Below are 18,048 nucleotides of genomic sequence, written 5' to 3' on the forward strand. Positions count from 1 at the left end.
TTTATCCGGCATGATAAGTTACTTCACTTCCACCACGTTCAGGCGCAGCGCATCCAGTTGGGTATCATCCTCTTCTGGCTGCCAGCCCGCGGGTTGCAGCGGGATCTCTTCGCGGTCAAACGCTAAATCACCACCGTCCACCACCTCTGAACCGTGTTTAATGCCTTTAAAATCGAACAGATTGATATCACTCAAATGAGAAGGCACAACGTTCTGCATTGCGCTGAACATGGTTTCAATGCGGCCTGGATAGCGTTTGTCCCAGTCGCGCAGCATATCAGCGATGACCTGACGTTGCAGATTAGGCTGGGAGCCGCACAGGTTACACGGAATAATCGGGAAACCTTTCGCTTCGGAGAAACGTTCAATATCTTTCTCACGGCAGTAGGCCAGTGGACGGATCACGATGTGCTTACCGTCATCGCTCATCAGCTTCGGCGGCATACCTTTCATTTTCCCGCCGTAGAACATGTTTAAAAACAGCGTTTGCAGGATGTCATCACGATGGTGGCCGAGCGCAATCTTGGTGGCGCCTAACTCGGTTGCCGTGCGGTACAGAATGCCGCGACGCAGGCGAGAGCAGAGCGAGCAGGTCGTTTTGCCTTCAGGAATTTTATCTTTGACGATCCCGTAGGTGTTTTCTTCGACGATTTTATACTCAACACCCAACTGTTGTAGATACTCCGGCAGAATATGCTCGGGGAAGCCGGGTTGTTTCTGATCGAGGTTAACCGCAACTAAGGAAAAACTGATCGGGGCGCTTTGCTGCAAATTACGCAGGATCTCCAGCATGGTGTAGCTGTCTTTCCCTCCGGAAAGGCACACCATAATGCGATCGCCGTCTTCGATCATATTGAAGTCGGCAATCGCTTCGCCCACGTTGCGACGCAGACGTTTTTGCAATTTGTTCAGGTTGTATTGTTCTTTCTTGCTAATATCTTGATTTTGCGACATTTAATAGAGGCTCAATTCATAGTGTGGCATCAGAAGAGTATGCATCACGCCGGATAGTCCGGCAAAAGAAGTCTGATATAAAAACCGTGGCGTGTATGGTACGGATAAGCGGGAAAAATGTCAGCACATTTAGGACAGGAATCGGGGTATGAAGGGGAAAACAAAAAGCCCGCCACGATGTGCGGGCCAGACAGCTTAGCGGACAACCAGAACTGAACACTCAGCATGACGCACCACGGCCGCGGCGTTAGAACCCAGCAGGTAAGTGGTGATGTCAGGTCGGTGAGAAGCGATAACGACCATATCAGCCGGTAATTTTTTAGCCATCTCCAGAATTTTATCTTTCGGCGCACCTTCCGCGACATGAACGTGCACTCTGTCCGTTGGGATATTGAACTTCTTGATAATCTCTTCCAGTTGAGATTTCGCTTCGGCTTTCAGATCGTCCATGGCCGGCAACTCTGCCGAGTAGGCCAGTCCCAGGGAAGCGTAATAGGGCAGTGACGGAATAACGGTCAAAAAATGGACCTGCGCATCGTCAATTTTTGCTTCTGCTTCAACATGGGCAATAACGCGTTGAGTTAATTCTGAGTCTGAAATATCGATGGGTACAAGAATCGTTCTGTTCATAAAACCTCCTGTTTAAGTATCCATCTAAAGCTTACCGCGTAATGGCACTTTATGTACAATGACAAAGATCACATTTTGGCATCACTTTATTTTGATTTCAGGGAATTTTCCTTTTATTACCCCATCATAAAATCGACCTTTAGAGACTACGCTCAGGAAATCACGAAAAATACGGGCAGGCACATGCTGGTATTGCAGTGTAGACAATTGATGAAAGCGAATTTCAAGCGTGCAGGAGGATTCGTCATAACCGACGGATGCAATACGGGATGATTTTACAGGGTGATGATTCATTGCAGGTATCCTCTACTACAGGTCTTTATGCAATATATCATCTATCAGGGATGTGTTTTGAAGCAACAGATATAATGTTTTGATCTGGATAAAACAGAATTGCGATAACAGAAAGAAAACCCGCCGTTGCCGGCGGGCTGACAAAATTAGAACTGGTAAACCATACCCAGAGCTACAGTGTCATCGGTAGAGATGTCATTGCGAGTGTAGAAGCTGTCGTCTTCGTCCAGCAGGTTGATTTTGTAATCAACGTAGGTGGAGAAGTTTTTGTTGAAGAAGTAAGTCGCACCTACAGAAGCATATTTAACCAGATCTTTATCATCGTTACCATTTACAGTAGCCAGATCGCTACCTTTAGACATCAGGAAAGACACTTCCGGACGCAGACCGAAATCGAATTGGTATTGCGCAGTAACTTCGAAGTTCTGAGTTTTGTTGGCAATAGTGTAATCACTACCGTCAGAGCCGCCGTACGGGGTCATATTACGGGTTTCGGAGTACATGGTTGCCAGGTAGATGTTATTCGCATCGTATTTCAGGCCAGCAGTCCACGCGTCAGCTTTATCGCCGCCAGCGGTAGAATGGTTCACCTGCTCGTTGGTACGGTCAGAAGAGGTATAGGCAGCACCGAAGGTTACGCCCATACCCAGATCGTAGGTAGAGGAGATACCGAAACCGTCACCGTTGGAATTCTTCACATTACGGTCGCCACCATTGTTGGTGCCTTCCTGCTCATCACTTGTCTGTTCGTTCGCGCCCTGATACTGCAGTGCAACGTTCAGACCGTCAACCAGACCAAAGAAGTCGGTGTTACGGTAGGTCGCTACGCCGTTAGCACGACCGGTCATGAAGTTATCCGCTTTGGTGTAGGAGTCACCACCGAATTCTGGCAGCATATCGGTCCAGGCTTCCACATCGTACAGTACGCCGTAGTTACGACCGTAGTCGAATGAGCCGTAGTCACCAACTTTAATACCCGCGAACGCCAGACGAGTCCAGGAGTTACCTTTATCGTTTTCGGTAGTGTTAGCCTGAACCTGATATTCCCACTGGCCATAGCCGGTGATCATATCGTTAACCTGGGTTTCGCCTTTGAAGCCCATACGCATATAAGTCTGATCGCCATCGCTGTTCGCGTCGTCAGAGAAGTAATGCAGGCCGTCTACTTTGCCATAGAGATCTAATTTGTTGCCGTCTTTATTATAAACTTCAGCAGCGTGAGCCGCGCCTGCAGCCAGCAGGGCAGGAATTACGAGAGCCAGTACTTTTCTGTTCATTGAAATAATCCTTTAGTTTTTTTATTAACCTGTGACTACCCATGTAGGGAGTAAAAGCATGCTAAAGGAGAAGTTCCGTAAACAGATAAATATGAATTGTTACGTCTTAAGTAAAACCTTAAATAAATAATTCTACAGAAACAGTGATAATTATTATGAATGTATGGATTTAATATATATAAAATAAAAATTATACAAGTGAATTTTGTTGAGCTATTCTGCGCGTGTTATATGCCTTTATTGTCACGTTTTATTTTTTCGTTGTCGTATTGATAGCCAATATTAATTAGCCAGCGAATAAATTGACAAGCCCGAACAACTGTTCGGGCTTTTTTTTCGTTCCACTTTAATAGTGATCTAAACGTATTACTCGGTTCCGCTCTTTTCCGCTTTACCTGCCAGTTGCGCCAGGAAATCGTAGCGTTTTTGCAGATCGGCTGTTGCATCTTTCCACAGCTGTTCAGCGACTTCTGGCTGTTGGGCATTTAAGCGGCGGAAGCGTTGCTCGTTAAGTAAAGTTTCAGCCAAAGCATCTGACGGCGGGCGAGAATCCAGCGCCAGCGGCAGTTTACCTTCGTCTGCACGACGCGGATCAAAGCGATACAGCGGCCAGAATCCGGTTGCCGTGAGCTGACGCATCTGATCGTGGCTCAACACGAGATCATAACCATGCTCCTCACAAGGGCTATACGCGATAATCAGCGACGGCCCCGGATAGGATTCTGCTTCCTGAATAGCTTTCACCGTCTGGTTCAACTGGGCGCCCAGGGAAATCTGTGCGACATAAACATGCCCGTACATCATCATACTGACGCCAAGATCTTTACGAGCCTTACGTTTGCCGTGCTCCCCAAATTTAGTGACAGCCCCAAGAGGCGTGGCTTTTGACGCTTGCCCACCCGTGTTGGAGTAACACTGGGTATCCAGCACCAGAATATTGACGTTCTCGGTCAGGCTAAGAACGTGATCCAGCCCGCCGAAGCCAATATCGTAGGCCCAGCCATCGCCGCCAATCAGCCAGATGGATTTCTCAACCAGCGCGTCGGCATCGGTTAACAACTGCTGTGCGCCTTCGACATCTTTCAGGTGCTCGCGCAGGGCTGCGACTTGCTCACGACGGACCTCTGGCGTGGCTTCTGCGTGCAAAGCGTCATTGAGTTCAGCCGGGATGTTATCGGCAAACTGCTCCAGCAGACGCATAACGCGCGCCCGGTGTTGATCCACCGTCAGACGGAAGCCCAGACCAAACTCGGCGTTATCTTCAAACAGCGAGTTTGCCCATGCTGGCCCACGCCCATTGGCATCGGTGGTGTATGGCGTTGAGGGCAGGTTACCGCCATAAATTGATGAACACCCGGTGGCATTCGCAATCAACATGCGGTCACCGTACAACTGCGTAAGCAGTTTGATATACGGCGTTTCACCACAGCCTGAGCAGGCGCCGGAATATTCAAATAGCGGTGTAATCAACTGCGAGGTGCGAATATCAATACGTTCCAGTTTGGTGCGATCAATCTCCGGCAGATCGAGGAAGAAGTCATAGTTAACTTTTTCTTCTTCGACATGCTCAAGGCGCGACATCATATTGATGGCTTTGATCTCAGGATTTTGGCGATCTTTCGCGGGGCACACTTCGACGCACAGATTACAACCGGTGCAATCTTCAGGCGCAACCTGCAGGACATATTTCTGGCCGCGCATGTCGCGTGATTTCACATCCAGAGAATGCAGGCTGGCAGGGGCGTTTTCCATCGCTTCTGGGGAAACCACCTTGGCGCGGATAGCCGAGTGCGGGCAGGCGGCAACGCAGTGGTTACATTGCGTACACAGCTCTTCTTTCCAGATTGGGATCTCTTCGGCGATATTGCGTTTTTCCCAACGCGTAGTCCCCATTGGCCAGGTACCGTCCGGCGGTAGCGCGGAAACGGGCAGCGCATCGCCCAGACCGGCGAGCATTGCTGCGGTGACGGTTTTCACGAAGTCTGGTGCGGCATCAGAAACCACCGGTGGGCGGTTGGCGCTATGCGGATCAACAGGCTGCAGGGCCACTTCGGCGACGGATTCACGCGCCAGAGCCAGCGCCTGCCAGTTACGTTCGACCAGATCCTGGCCTTTACTGCTGTAGCTTTTCGCAATCGCCCCCTGCAACTCTGCCAGCGCGCTGTCGCCTGGTAAAATTTGCGTCAGGTGGAAGAACGCCATTTGCATCACGGTGTTTATACGCGCCGCCAAACCACACTCACGGGCGATTTTAGCCGCATTAATCACGTAGAAACGGGCTTTCTTCTGATTCAGCACCGCCTGAACTTCCTGCGGCAGACGCGCCCAGACTTCATCCACACTGTATGGGGTATTAAGCAGGAATATACCGCCAGGTTTCAGGCGTTCGGCCATCTGGTACTTATCGATAAATTGCAACTGGTGACAGCCGACAAAATCGGCTTGTGAAACCAGATACGCTGAACGAATGGGGTGCTCACTGACGCGCAGGTGGGAGACGGTCAGGCCGCCTGCTTTTTTCGAGTCATACACGAAATAACCCTGCGCATACCATGGCGTAGAGTTACCGATAATCTTGATATTGTTTTTGGTGGCCGACACGCTGCCATCGCTACCCAGGCCGTAAAACAGCGCTTCGAGCTTAGCGGTGCCGGGCAGGGTGTTTTCCGGCAACGGCAATGACAGATTGGTGACATCATCATAGATACCGACCGTGAAGCGTGGTTTAGGTTTCGTGCTATTCAACTCATTAAAGATCGCCATGACGCAGTCGGGGCCAAACTCTTTGGACGAAAGACCATAGCGTCCGCCAATCACACGCGGTAAGGTTTCTCGTTCGCCACAGTTAAACGCTTCCGCCAGCGCGGTCATGACATCCAGATATAATGGTTCTGCCTGCGCGCCGGGTTCTTTGGTGCGATCCAGAACGGCGATGCTGCGCGCGCTTTCCGGCAGCGCGCGCAGTAAATGTTTGGCGGAGAAGGGGCGGAACAGACGGACTTTCAGCACACCCACTTTCTCGCCGTGCGCCATCAGCTCTTCGACAACTTCTTCACTGGTGCCAATCGCCGAGCCCATTAAAATAATGACGCGTTCTGCCTGCGGATGACCGTAATATTCAAATGGCTGGTACTGGCGGCCCGTGGCTGCGGCGAAGTCGTTCATCGCCTGTTCTACGTGATCGTAAACCGCGTTGTACCATGGGTTTGTCGCTTCGCGTGACTGGAAGTAGGTGTCCGGATTCGCTGATGTACCGCGGATAACCGGATGCTCTGGATTTAGTGCCCGAGCGCGGTGAGCATCGATCTCCGCCTGAGGCATCAGCCCGAGGATGGTGTTATCAGCCAGCGGAACAATTTTATTGATTTCATGTGATGTACGGAATCCATCAAAGAAATGAATAAACGGAACCCGGCTTTTCAGGGTGGCCATTTGCGAAATTAGCGCAAAATCCTGCGCTTCCTGAACGCTACTGGCGCACAGCATCGCGCATCCGGTTTGGCGTACAGCCATCACGTCGGAATGATCGCCAAAGATCGATAACGCGTGCGTGGCAATAGTTCGCGCTGCAACGTGCAGTACAAACGGGGTCAACTGACCGGCCAGTTTGTACAGCGTTGGGATCATCAACAGCAAACCCTGTGATGAGGTAAACGACGTAGAGAGCGCACCGGTCTGCAACGCGCCGTGAACGGTCGCAATCGCACCGCCTTCCGACTGCATTTCTACGACGCGAGGGATATCTCCCCACACGTTTTTAAGCCCGTTTCCGGCCCAGGCATCGGCCTGTTCCGCCATCGTCGAACTGGGCGTAATCGGGTAGATGGCGATAACCTCGCTGGTACGAAATGCGACCGAAGCAACCGCACCATTACCGTCAATTGTGATCATACTGACACCCTTACATTGCGCAAAAAGAGGGACACGCGAAAGCGTTGCGAGTCCTGTAATTATCCTTCTATTTTAGCAAAAGCCATTCAGGCGCATTTTCGCTTTTGTGTCCCTGGAATAAAGAGAATGTATGGTTTGATCAAAGGAGGAGCCAAAAAATTGCCAGAAAATGTAAACAGCGCGCATAAATGCGTGGTTTGCCTCTCGACGGCGGTGTCTCTGCTGCCTATTATTTATGGCTGTGTCGTTTGGTTAATCTTCAGAGGGGAGTAAGATGCGCGCAGCGTTTTGGGTAGGGTGTGCCGCGTTATTATTATCGGCGTGTAGCAGTGAACCTGTTCAGCAGGCAACGGCAGCACATGTCGCACCGGGCATGAAGGCAGCAATGTCCAGTTCTGGAGAAGCTAATTGCGCCATGATTGGTGGTTCGCTCTCCGTTGCCCGTCAGCTGGATGGCTCAGCCATCGGGATGTGCGCGCTACCCAACGGCAAACGCTGTAGTGAGCAGTCGCTTGCCGCCGGAAGCTGTGGGAGCTATTGAGCCTGCGCGTTCATTACATTAAATCCGCAAGTTTATACGTCAGCGTTTGTTCTGCTGTCGCCAGTGTCAACTGGTCAGCAGTCAAATCTACCTGTGCGCCTTGCTTAAACATTTCGCTGACGATACCGTCGAGCGCGTTAAGTTGTGGATCGGCGCACATCATGCGGGTCATCGCCATATCTTTCACCTTCAACTCGCCGTCGGACAACTTGCCCTGACCGTGGAATTGATTACACATCTTTCCCGATACCGTCATGTTTTCGCCAAAACTCAATTCGGGTGGGTTGTTGGCGACGGTAACGGCTTTACCATTCACGCTCTGCAAAACGAAACGGTGATGCTGTAACTGGTCGCGATTGACGGAAATGTTTCCACTGCTCACACAGCCAGCCATCAGCGTGCTGAGGGCAATCAACGTGACAACTTTCTTCATTAACATTCTCTAATTTCGTGACCGGAATACATTCAATATGATAATGATACTGACTGTTTTATCATCGGCAATTGTCTGAAAATGCCCCCCTTAAATCAGGGGAGCACAGGGATTAAAAGAGGGCGTTTGGACAGGTTTCGCCTTTGGAGATTTGTTCCAGATTTTGCAGTGTCGTTTCAGAAATGCTGGTCAACGCTTCGGCGGTCAGAAACGCCTGATGCCCGGTAAACAGCACGTTATGGCAGGCTGACAGGCGACGGAACACATCATCCTGAATCACATCATTGGATTTATCTTCAAAGAACAGGTCGCGTTCGTTTTCATACACATCCATACCCAGAGAACCAATTTTCTGGTTTTTCAGGGCATCGATAGCCGCCTGTGAATCGATCAGCGCTCCGCGACTGGTGTTAATAATCATCACGCCGTTTTTCATTTGCTCAAAGGCTTCCTGATTGAGCAGATGATAATTTTCCGGCGTTAACGGGCAGTGCAGGGAGATAACGTCGGACTCAGCAAACAGCGTTTTAAGATCGACATATTCCACGCCTAATTCCAGAGCAGCGGCGCTTGGGTAGGGATCGAACGCCAGCAGGCGCATACCAAAACCTTTCAGGATCCGCAGCGCAGCAATACCGATTTTACCGGTACCAATCACCCCGGCCGTTTTGCCATACATGGTAAAGCCGGTCAGCCCTTCAAGAGAGAAGTTGGCATCACGGGTACGTTGATACGCGCGATGAATACGGCGGTTCAGGGTCATCATCATGCCAATCGCATGCTCAGCGACGGCTTCAGGCGAATAGGCCGGGACGCGTACCACCTGCAGGCCCAGCTCTTTTGCCGCGTCGAGATCGACGTTATTGAATCCGGCGCAGCGCAGGGCGATATATTTCACACCCAGCTTTTTCAGTTCTTCCAGAACTGGTCGGCTGCCATCGTCGTTGACGAAGATGCATACAGCTTCGCAACCATGGGCTGTTTTAGCTGTTTTCTCCGTCAACAGAAAGTCAAAAAATTCAAGTTCAAAACCAAAAGCCTCGTTAACCTGCTGCAGATACTTTTTGTCGTACTGTTTTGTACTATAGATGGCGAGTTTCATAAGACTTTCTCCAGTGATTTTGACGTCACATTAATCCAATTAAAATTATTTTACAAAATATAAAAAGTTATTGATAGTCATAGAAGTAATGAATGTTTAAAGCGTATCTTTTGTTAGTGTGGGCAGGTTACGCGATTTCAACAACTGGATATTTTCCATTCGCTGAGCAGGTAGTGTGGGCAAAAAGCCAGGTGATTCACATCCAGACAGCTACGCTTATACAGGTAGCAGATATCGGGAGGAGTTATGCTAACTCACTCTGAAGCAAAACGATGGGCCACCTTAATGCTTAAGGCGGCTTTATGCGATGGAATGAAACCTGAAGAAATTTCCCGCCAGGTGCATCTTGTCTGTGATCATCATGGCAAGGAGTGTCTTGAAGAACTTATAGAAGAAATACTGATAGAGGCTGGTCGGATAGGACCTAAACATAGCGATGGACAACTGAACCATCATTGAGTCCGAATCCACGCGCTACTGTGTTGGAATCATTCCTGACGGCACGTGTAACAGCGTGCCACATAACGCTGTTATCTGTCCTTAATGTGGGAATATGCAGTTAAACATGCCACAATACAGGCCTAAACCGGCTTAAATTTTTGCTAATTCAGGATATTAACTACCCATGAAGGGTAAATATAAAGCCGTTCTGGCACTCCTCTTATTATTGATTCTCGTGCCGCTGACGCTGGTGATGACGCTTGGGCTGTGGGTCCCGACCCTGGTGGGCGTCTGGTTACCTGTGGGGACACGTATCGCGCTGGATGAGAGTCCACGGCTGACACGGCATGGGCTGCATATCCCTGAACTCCGCTATCTGGTCGATGATTGCCCGCTGGCGCGCATTACTCAGGCGGACCTGTCCCATCCCAGCCGCTGGTTGCTCAATGTCGGGACAATTGAGCTGGATTCCGCTTGCCTGGCCAAATTACCGCAGACAGAAGCGTCTCCGGTAGCACCCAAAACGCTGGCTGAATGGCAATCGATGCTGCCCAATACCTGGATTAACATCGACAAACTTATTCTCTCTCCCTGGCAGGAATGGCAGGGGAAACTGTCGCTTTCGCTAACGCCCTCTACTCAGCAACTGCGCTACCAGGGGGAAAAGGTTAAATTCCAGGGGCGGCTGCACGGGCAAAATCTCACGGTAAATGAGCTGGATATCGCTGCATTTGAAGGGCAACCGCCGGTAAAACTGGTCGGTGAATTTACCATGCCGCTGGTTCCTGATGGGTTACCGGTGAGCGGTCATGCCGTTGCGACGCTGAACTTGCCGCAGGAGCCTACGCTTGTGGACGCCGAACTGGAGTGGCAAGAAAACAGCGGACAACTGATCGTCATGGCACGCGATAGTGCCGATCCGCTGCTCGATCTTCCGTGGGAAATAACCCGCCAGCAGTTGACTATCAGCGACGGTCGCTGGAACTGGCCTTATCAGGGATTCCCGCTAAGCGGGCGGCTGGGCATGAAAGTTGAAAACTGGCAGGCCGGGCTGGAAAACGCGGTGGTGAGCGGGCGGCTGAACGTTCTGACGCAAGGCGATGCAGGCAAAGGAAACGCCGTTTTAACGCTGGGGCCGGGTAAGCTGGGTATCGATAACAACGAGATGCCGTTACAGCTGATCGGCGAAGCGAAGCAGGGCGATCTGATCTTCTACGCGAAATTACCCGCCAAACTCACCGGTAGCCTGAACGATCCGCAACTGGCGTTTGAGCCAGGGGCGCTGCTGCGTTCGCGTGGTCGGGTAATTGATTCGCTGGATATTGACGAGATTCGTTGGCCGCTGGCGGGCGTAAAGGTAACACAACGCGGTGTGGATGGTCGTCTACAGGCTATTTTGCGTGCGCATGAAAACCAGATGGGGGGCTTTGAACTGCACCTGGATGGTCTGGCAAATGATTTTCTTCCTGATGCTGGTCGTTGGCAATGGCGCTACTGGGGCGAAGGCAGCTTTACGCCGATGCATGCCCGCTGGGACGTGGCGGGTAAGGGAGAGTGGCATGACAACACGCTGAAGCTCTTTGATCTCTCCACCGGATTTGACCACTTGCAATACGGCACCATGACGGTGGAAAACCCACGCCTGGTAATGGACGAACCGATCGTATGGGTACGGGACGCGACCAAACCGACGTTTAGCGGCGCACTGTCACTGGACGCAGGAAAAACCGTCTTCACCGGCGGAAGCGTCTTACCTCCCTCAACGCTAAAGTTCAGCGTGGAAGGCAGCGACCCGACGATTTTCCAGTTCAAGGGCCAGCTTCACGCAGGGGCGATTGGCCCCGTACAGCTAAATGGCCGTTGGGACGGGATCCGTCTGCGCGGACAGGCCTGGTGGCCAAAACAATCACTCACCGTGTTCCAGCCGCTGCTCCCGCCTGACTGGAAAATGAAACTGCGTGAAGGTGATCTCTATGCGCAGGTCGCATTCTCGGCCGCGCCGGAACAGGGCTTTGAAGCGGGCGGTCATGGGGTATTAAAAGGCGGTAGCGCCTGGATGCCTGATAACCAAATTAATGGCGTCGATTTTATCTTACCGTTTCGGTTTAGCGAAGGCGCATGGCAGTTGGGTACGCGTGGTCCTGTTTCACTGCGTATTGCGGAAATCGTGAATCAGGTGACGGCGAAAAATATTACTGCCGATCTACAGGGAGCGTACCCCTGGAGTGAAGGCAATCCGTTACTGCTGAGCGATGTCAGCGCCGAACTGCTGGGAGGCAAAGTCATCATGCGGCAACTGCGGATGCCACAGCACGACCCGGCCTTATTACGGGTGCAGAATATCTCCTCCAGCGAGCTTATTAGCGCTGTTAACCCCAAGCAGTTCGCTATGTCGGGTCCGGTCAGCGGCGCGTTGCCATTATGGTTGGATAACGAAAAGTGGATCATCAAAGACGGCTGGTTAACCAACCCAGGTCCGATGACGCTGCGTATTGATAAAGACACGGCGGATGCCGTCGTTAAAGATAATATGGCGGCTGGCGCGGCAATTAACTGGCTGCGCTATATGGAAATAACCCATTCCTGGACGAAAATAAACCTGGATAACCTGGGTGTCTTAACGATGCAGGCAACCGTTACTGGCAATAGCCGGGTAGATGGCAAAGTGGGGACGGTTAATTTGAATTACACCCACGAGGAAAACGTCTTTACGCTATGGCGCAGTTTGCGTTTTGGCGACAATTTACAGGCATGGCTTGAGCAAAATGCAACGCTGCCGGAAACCCATTGCCTGGAAGGCAAGGAATGTGAGGAACAACAATGAAAACGATAGCCGCCATGCTGGGGTTGCTGGCTTCATCTCTGGTGGTAGGTTGTACCCCGAGAATCGAAGTGGCTGCGCCAAAAGAGCCGATCACGATTAATATGAACGTCAAAATCGAACATGAGATTCATATCAAAGTTGATAAAGACGTCGAGAGCTTATTGAAATCGCGCAGCGATCTGTTCTGAGGTAATGATGAAAAAACAGCTTGCAGCGATCCTGGTGGCGCTGAGTTTTATCACCAGCAATGCATGGGCGTTGACCCTGAATGAAGCCAGAACTCAGGGGCGGGTGGGGGAAACACTCAATGGTTATCTGGTGGCACTACAAACCGATGCTGAAACGCAGGCGCTGGTGAGTGAGATTAATAAGGCGCGAAGCGCCAGTTACCAGCAACTGGCTGAGAGCAATAATATTCCGCCAGAGGAAGTGGCAAAAATGGCCGGACAAAAGTTAGTCGCTCGCGCTAAACCGGGGGAGTACGTGCAAGGTATTAATGGTAAGTGGTTGAGGAAAGAATAATCATTTCTGAACGCCACTGGGGGAATGGTATTACAAGTGGAGGATCCTTCCGGATTATTCATCGACATCGCAATAGTTGCCACACGGCATCAAACGGATGTTGATATAGTTCAACACCGGTCGCGTCGTGGAGTGGAATCATGTGGCTTCTCAAATGGTATGTCTGGAATCGTTGGGTATTCAAGCTGTTAAGCCGGGATGTCGCGGAGCCGGAACAATTTTTACTTCATTGCTGGGAAGAAAATCTGGCGAAGTGCAGGGAGTATGCCACCATCTGGCGTGATATTAATCGCATTCACGGCAAGCAGGTACATGTGCGGGCAAAGAAGTAAGTACCGAGAATCCCTCCCACCGGATGGTGAGAGGGTGAATTATCAGGCAGCAACCACGCTGTCGATAGCGGCTTTCGCATCGGACTGGGCTTTAGATGCCACTTCCGGGCCGTAAGCGATACCTTCAGCAAAGACCACGTTCACGTCGGTGATACCGATAAAGCCCAGGAACACGTTCAGATATGGTGTGATCAGGTCAGTCGGCGTATCTTTATGAATACCACCGCGGCTGGTCAGCACCACTGCGCGTTTACCGGTCACCAGACCTTCCGGACCTTTCTCGGTGTAGCGGAAGGTCACGCCGGCACGGGCAATCAGGTCAAAGTAGTTTTTCAACTGCGTCGGAATGTTGAAGTTATACATCGGCGCGGCGATAACAATTACATCATGCGCTTTCAGTTCAGCGATCAATTCGTCAGACAGCGCCAGCGCTTCTTGCTGACGCGGCGTCAGTGGCGCATCGCTTGGGCGCAGCGCACCCACCAGTTCGCCATCCAGTACCGGAACAGGGTTTGCAGCCAGGTCGCGGACGGTGATTTCATCAGCAGAGTGCTTTTCACGCCACTGTTCAACAAAATAATCAGACAACTGACCAGACTGAGAGTACCCTGCCAGAATACTGGATTTAAGAACTAATACCTTGCTCATGGGTGTTTCCTTTTATGTGTTTGAAGGGGTAGTGCCCCGTTGCTTGTTGACACTTTATTCACAATCCTGTCGCAGTGATAGCGCAATATATCGAATCCTATGTTCGAAATTATTGAACAACACATGAAAAGCCCCGATGTGGTACTCTATATCTATCATCTAAAAGAGATTTAACCCGGCAGAAGGCTGCCTTTTAACGCTATGACAGAACAACCAAAATTAACCTTCAACATGTTGCAGCAACAGCTGGACTCGCTGATGCTGCGTGACAGACAGCGTTTTACCCGCCGTTTGCACGGCGTGAAGAAGGTTAAAAATCCTGATGCACAACAGGCCATTTACCAGGAGATGGCAAAAGAGATCGACCAGGCAGCCGGTAAAGTTGTGCTGCGTGAAGCGGCGCGTCCGGTCATCAGCTACCCGGAAAACCTGCCTGTCAGCCAGAAAAAACAGGATATTCTGGAAGCCATTCGCGACCATCAGGTGGTGATTGTGGCTGGTGAGACCGGTTCAGGTAAAACCACCCAGTTGCCGAAAATCTGTATGGAGCTAGGGCGCGGGGTGAAAGGGCTGATCGGCCATACTCAACCGCGTCGTCTGGCGGCGCGTACCGTGGCGAATCGTATTGCGGAAGAGCTGCAAACCGAGCCGGGCGGCTGTATCGGCTATAAGGTCCGTTTTAGCGATCATGTTAGTGACAACACCATGGTTAAGCTGATGACGGACGGTATCCTGCTGGCGGAAATCCAGCAGGATCGGCTGCTAATGCAGTACGACACCATCATCATCGATGAAGCGCATGAACGCAGCCTGAATATTGATTTTCTGCTTGGCTACCTGAAAGAACTCCTGCCGCGTCGTCCGGATCTAAAAATTATCATCACTTCGGCGACCATTGACCCGGAACGCTTTTCTAAGCATTTCAACAATGCGCCGATTATCGAAGTCTCTGGTCGCACCTATCCGGTGGAAGTTCGCTATCGCCCGATTGTTGAAGACGCAGATGACACCGAGCGTGACCAGTTGCAGGCAATTTTTGATGCCGTAGATGAGTTAGGCCGTGAAAGTCAGGGCGACATACTGATCTTCATGAGCGGCGAGCGCGAAATCCGCGATACCGCTGATGCCCTGAATAAGCTGGATTTGCGTCACACCGAAGTGCTGCCACTGTATGCGCGTCTCTCCAATAGCGAGCAGAACCGTGTGTTCCAGTCGCACAGCGGTCGTCGTATTGTGCTGGCCACCAACGTGGCGGAAACCTCGCTGACCGTACCGGGCATCAAGTATGTCATTGATCCTGGCACCGCGCGTATCAGTCGCTACAGCTATCGCACGAAAGTCCAGCGTTTGCCGATTGAACCGGTGTCGCAGGCCTCTGCCAACCAGCGTAAAGGCCGCTGCGGTCGCGTGTCGGAAGGGATCTGTATTCGTCTGTATTCTGAGGACGACTTCCTGTCGCGTCCGGAGTTTACCGATCCGGAGATCCTGCGTACCAACCTGGCATCCGTTATTTTGCAGATGACCGCGCTGGGGCTGGGGGATATTGCGGCGTTCCCGTTTGTTGAAGCGCCGGATAAACGCAATATTCAGGACGGGGTGCGCCTGCTCGAAGAGTTGGGTGCGATAACCACCGATGAACAGGCAACCGCTTACAAATTAACGCCGTTGGGCCGCCAGCTGTCGCAACTGCCGGTGGATCCGCGTCTGGCGCGTATGGTGCTGGAAGCGCAAAAACATGGCTGTGTGCGTGAGGCGATGATCATCACCTCGGCGCTGTCCATTCAGGATCCGCGCGAGCGTCCAATGGACAAGCAGCAAGCTTCCGACGAGAAGCATCGCCGCTTCCATGACAAAGAGTCTGATTTCCTGGCGTTTGTGAACTTATGGAATTACCTCGGCGAGCAGCAAAAAGCGTTGTCGTCAAACCAGTTCCGCCGTCAGTGTAAAGTCGACTTTCTTAATTATCTGCGCGTACGTGAATGGCAGGATATCTACACACAACTGCGCCAGGTGGTAAAAGAGTTGGGCATTCCGGTCAACAGCGAACCCGCTGAATATCGGGAGATCCACGTCGCATTGTTGACCGGTTTACTGTCCCATATTGGGATGAAAGATGCCGATAAGCAGGAATTTACCGGTGCGCGTAACGCCCGTTTCTCAATCTTCCCGGGTTCCGGTTTGTTCAAAAAACCGCCGAAGTGGACGATGGTGGCGGAGCTGGTGGAAACCAGCCGCCTGTGGGGGCGTATTGCCGCGCGTATCGATCCCGAGTGGGTGGAGCCAGTTGCGCAGCATCTGATCAAACGTTCATACAGCGAACCGCACTGGGAACGCGCGCAGGGCGCGGTCATGGCGACAGAAAAGGTCACCGTCTACGGCTTACCGATTGTTGCTGCCCGTAAGGTGAACTACAGCCAGATCGATCCGGCGCTGTCACGTGAACTGTTCATTCGTCATGCGCTGGTGGAGGGCGACTGGCAAACGCGCCATGCTTTCTTCCGTGACAACCTGAAGCTGCGGGCGGAGGTGGAAGAGTTAGAACATAAATCGCGCCGTCGCGACATCCTGGTTGATGATGAAACGCTGTTTGAGTTTTACGACCAGCGTATTAGCCATGATGTGATTTCTGCTCGCCACTTTGATAGCTGGTGGAAGAAAGTTTCCCGCGAGACCCCGGACCTGCTCAACTTTGAAAAGAGCATGCTTATCAAAGAGGGCGCGGAAAAAATCAGTAAGCTGGATTATCCGAACTTCTGGCACCAGGGCAATCTCAAACTGCGTTTGAGCTACCAGTTCGAACCGGGAGCCGATGCGGATGGTGTGACCGTGCATATTCCGCTCCCACTGCTCAATCAGATCGAAGAGAGCGGTTTTGAATGGCAGATTCCTGGCCTGCGCCGCGAGCTGGTGATCGCCCTGATTAAGTCGTTGCCGAAACCGGTACGACGTAACTTTGTTCCTGCTCCGAACTATGCTGAGGCATTTTTAGGCCGCGTTACGCCGCTGGAACTGCCGCTGCTGGACGCGCTGGAACGTGAACTGCGACGGATGACCGGCGTTACCGTTGACCGCGATGACTGGCATTGGGATCAGGTACCCGATCACCTAAAAATCACCTTCCGGGTGGTGGATGACAAGAACAAGAAGCTACAGGAAGGGCGTTCGCTACAGGATCTGAAAGACGCCTTGAAGGGTAAGGTTCAGGAAACGCTGTCCGCGGTGGCGGATGACGGTATCGAACAGAGCGGATTGCATATCTGGAGCTTCGGACAGCTTCCGGAAAGTTACGAGCAAAAACGCGGTAACTATAAGGTAAAAGCGTGGCCAGCGCTGGTCGATGAGCGTGACAGCGTCGCCATCAAATTGTTTGATAATCCGCTGGAGCAGCAACAGGCTATGTGGTGCGGCTTACGCCGCCTGTTGCTGTTAAACATTCCTTCACCGATCAAATACTTACACGAGAAGTTGCCTAACAAAGCCAAGCTGGGGCTGTATTTTAACCCGTATGGCAAAGTGTTGGAGTTGATTGACGACTGTATCTCCTGCGGTGTGGATCGGTTGATCGACGCCCATGGTGGTCCCGTGTGGACGGAAGAAGGCTTTGCGGCGTTGCATGAGAAGGTGCGGGCTGAACTGAACGATACGGTGGTGGATATCGCGAAGCAGGTCGAACAGATCCTGACCGCGGTGTTTAATATCAATAAGCGTCTGAAAGGGCGTGTGGATATGACCATGGCGTTAGGGCTTTCAGATATCAAAGCGCAAATGAGCGGGCTGGTGTACCGCGGATTTGTCACTGGTAATGGTTTCAAACGCCTGGGCGATACGTTGCGTTATTTGCAGGCTATTGAAAAGCGTCTGGAAAAACTGGCCATCGATCCGCACCGTGACCGTGCACAGATGCTGAAAGTGGATAGTGTGCAGCAGGCCTGGCAGCAATGGTTCAATAAACTACCGCCTGCGCGCCGTGAAGATGACGACGTCAAAGAGATCCGCTGGATGATAGAAGAGCTGCGCGTCAGCTACTTTGCCCAGCAGCTTGGTACGCCGTACCCGATTTCAGATAAACGTATCCTGCAGGCGATGGATCAGATCACGGGATAACGCCGCGCTGAACCACCGGCCGGACAAGGCGTAACCGCCATCCGGCCTCTGTACC

At 51.7% G+C, this 18,048-nt stretch carries 15 protein-coding genes; 7 read left to right on the plus strand and 8 right to left on the minus strand.

What is annotated here, in order from left to right:
- Positions 1–18: 18 nt before the first annotated feature.
- The 5 genes from ttcA to nifJ form a co-directional block, all read right to left on the minus strand.
- A complete protein-coding gene (gene ttcA, locus M4I31_RS11120; protein WP_038640822.1) occupies positions 19–954 on the minus strand; it encodes a tRNA 2-thiocytidine(32) synthetase TtcA in 936 nt (311 codons plus the stop codon).
- Positions 955–1,149: 195 nt separating this feature from the next.
- The gene (gene uspF / locus M4I31_RS11125; protein ID WP_085048138.1) at positions 1,150–1,584 is read right to left on the minus strand and encodes a universal stress protein UspF; all 435 of its coding nucleotides are present in this window, start codon (positions 1,582–1,584) and stop codon (positions 1,150–1,152) included.
- 81 nt (positions 1,585–1,665) lie between these two features.
- Positions 1,666–1,878, minus strand: coding sequence for a KTSC domain-containing protein (locus M4I31_RS11130; protein ID WP_069324961.1), 213 nt, complete (start codon positions 1,876–1,878; stop codon positions 1,666–1,668).
- Positions 1,879–2,024: 146 nt separating this feature from the next.
- The gene (gene ompC, locus M4I31_RS11135; RefSeq protein ID WP_038640818.1) at positions 2,025–3,155 is read right to left on the minus strand and encodes a porin OmpC; all 1,131 of its coding nucleotides are present in this window, start codon (positions 3,153–3,155) and stop codon (positions 2,025–2,027) included.
- A gap of 366 nt (positions 3,156–3,521) precedes the next feature.
- On the minus strand, positions 3,522–7,046 hold the full coding sequence (gene nifJ, locus M4I31_RS11140; protein ID WP_161668399.1) for a pyruvate:ferredoxin (flavodoxin) oxidoreductase: 3,525 nt from the start codon (positions 7,044–7,046) through the stop codon (positions 3,522–3,524).
- Between the two features lie 274 nt (positions 7,047–7,320).
- Here nifJ and M4I31_RS11145 point away from each other — a divergent pair, with 274 nt between their 5' ends.
- The gene (locus tag M4I31_RS11145) at positions 7,321–7,587 is read left to right on the plus strand and encodes a DUF333 domain-containing protein (protein WP_003833199.1); all 267 of its coding nucleotides are present in this window, start codon (positions 7,321–7,323) and stop codon (positions 7,585–7,587) included.
- 13 nt (positions 7,588–7,600) lie between these two features.
- Here M4I31_RS11145 and hslJ read toward each other — a convergent pair whose 3' ends face one another.
- Together hslJ and M4I31_RS11155 are read right to left on the minus strand one after the other, a co-directional pair.
- Positions 7,601–8,020 (minus strand): heat shock protein HslJ, encoded by a 420-nt coding sequence (gene hslJ, locus M4I31_RS11150; RefSeq protein ID WP_085048266.1) that lies wholly within the window; start codon positions 8,018–8,020, stop codon positions 7,601–7,603.
- A gap of 112 nt (positions 8,021–8,132) precedes the next feature.
- Entirely contained in the window at positions 8,133–9,122 is a 990-nt protein-coding gene (locus M4I31_RS11155; protein WP_038640813.1) for a 2-hydroxyacid dehydrogenase, read from the minus strand.
- 246 nt (positions 9,123–9,368) lie between these two features.
- Here M4I31_RS11155 and M4I31_RS11160 point away from each other — a divergent pair, with 246 nt between their 5' ends.
- The 5 genes from M4I31_RS11160 (at position 9,369) to M4I31_RS11180 (ending at position 13,241) form a co-directional block, all read left to right on the plus strand.
- The gene (locus M4I31_RS11160) at positions 9,369–9,581 is read left to right on the plus strand and encodes a hypothetical protein (protein WP_074458538.1); all 213 of its coding nucleotides are present in this window, start codon (positions 9,369–9,371) and stop codon (positions 9,579–9,581) included.
- Positions 9,582–9,747: 166 nt separating this feature from the next.
- Entirely contained in the window at positions 9,748–12,387 is a 2,640-nt protein-coding gene (locus M4I31_RS11165) for a YdbH family protein (protein ID WP_161668022.1), read from the plus strand.
- A complete protein-coding gene (locus M4I31_RS11170; RefSeq protein WP_038640810.1) occupies positions 12,384–12,575 on the plus strand; it encodes a YnbE family lipoprotein in 192 nt (63 codons plus the stop codon). The genes M4I31_RS11165 and M4I31_RS11170 overlap by 4 nt, the downstream gene beginning before the upstream one ends.
- Before the next feature lie 7 nt (positions 12,576–12,582).
- Entirely contained in the window at positions 12,583–12,909 is a 327-nt protein-coding gene (locus M4I31_RS11175) for a YdbL family protein (RefSeq protein ID WP_038640808.1), read from the plus strand.
- 140 nt (positions 12,910–13,049) lie between these two features.
- Positions 13,050–13,241 carry a hypothetical protein gene (locus M4I31_RS11180; RefSeq protein WP_042308220.1) on the plus strand — a complete coding sequence of 64 codons (192 nt, stop codon included), beginning with the start codon at positions 13,050–13,052 and terminating at the stop codon, positions 13,239–13,241.
- Positions 13,242–13,283: 42 nt separating this feature from the next.
- Here the strand turns inward: M4I31_RS11180 and azoR are convergent, their stop codons facing one another.
- On the minus strand, positions 13,284–13,889 hold the full coding sequence (gene azoR / locus M4I31_RS11185; protein ID WP_006684422.1) for an FMN-dependent NADH-azoreductase: 606 nt from the start codon (positions 13,887–13,889) through the stop codon (positions 13,284–13,286).
- A gap of 201 nt (positions 13,890–14,090) precedes the next feature.
- Here azoR and hrpA point away from each other — a divergent pair, with 201 nt between their 5' ends.
- Complete coding sequence (gene hrpA, locus M4I31_RS11190) at positions 14,091–17,993, plus strand: ATP-dependent RNA helicase HrpA (protein ID WP_085048141.1); 3,903 nt, start codon at positions 14,091–14,093, stop codon at positions 17,991–17,993.
- Positions 17,994–18,048 lie beyond the last annotated feature (55 nt).

The sequence above is a fragment of the Citrobacter sp. XT1-2-2 genome (assembly GCF_023516235.1).
Classification (GTDB): domain Bacteria; phylum Pseudomonadota; class Gammaproteobacteria; order Enterobacterales; family Enterobacteriaceae; genus Citrobacter; species Citrobacter werkmanii.

Coding starts and splice junctions, on each gene's coding strand:
- M4I31_RS11165 (WP_161668022.1), top strand. CDS start 9,748: ATGAAGGGTAAATATAAAGCCGTTCTGGCACTCCTCTTATTATTGATT.
- hslJ (WP_085048266.1), bottom strand. CDS start 8,020: ATGAAGAAAGTTGTCACGTTGATTGCCCTCAGCACGCTGATGGCTGGC.
- ttcA (WP_038640822.1), bottom strand. CDS start 954: ATGTCGCAAAATCAAGATATTAGCAAGAAAGAACAATACAACCTGAAC.
- ompC (WP_038640818.1), bottom strand. CDS start 3,155: ATGAACAGAAAAGTACTGGCTCTCGTAATTCCTGCCCTGCTGGCTGCA.
- hrpA (WP_085048141.1), top strand. CDS start 14,091: ATGACAGAACAACCAAAATTAACCTTCAACATGTTGCAGCAACAGCTG.
- M4I31_RS11145 (WP_003833199.1), top strand. CDS start 7,321: ATGCGCGCAGCGTTTTGGGTAGGGTGTGCCGCGTTATTATTATCGGCG.
- azoR (WP_006684422.1), bottom strand. CDS start 13,889: ATGAGCAAGGTATTAGTTCTTAAATCCAGTATTCTGGCAGGGTACTCT.
- M4I31_RS11160 (WP_074458538.1), top strand. CDS start 9,369: ATGCTAACTCACTCTGAAGCAAAACGATGGGCCACCTTAATGCTTAAG.
- M4I31_RS11175 (WP_038640808.1), top strand. CDS start 12,583: ATGAAAAAACAGCTTGCAGCGATCCTGGTGGCGCTGAGTTTTATCACC.
- M4I31_RS11180 (WP_042308220.1), top strand. CDS start 13,050: ATGTGGCTTCTCAAATGGTATGTCTGGAATCGTTGGGTATTCAAGCTG.
- M4I31_RS11170 (WP_038640810.1), top strand. CDS start 12,384: ATGAAAACGATAGCCGCCATGCTGGGGTTGCTGGCTTCATCTCTGGTG.
- M4I31_RS11130 (WP_069324961.1), bottom strand. CDS start 1,878: ATGAATCATCACCCTGTAAAATCATCCCGTATTGCATCCGTCGGTTAT.
- M4I31_RS11155 (WP_038640813.1), bottom strand. CDS start 9,122: ATGAAACTCGCCATCTATAGTACAAAACAGTACGACAAAAAGTATCTG.
- nifJ (WP_161668399.1), bottom strand. CDS start 7,046: ATGATCACAATTGACGGTAATGGTGCGGTTGCTTCGGTCGCATTTCGT.
- uspF (WP_085048138.1), bottom strand. CDS start 1,584: ATGAACAGAACGATTCTTGTACCCATCGATATTTCAGACTCAGAATTA.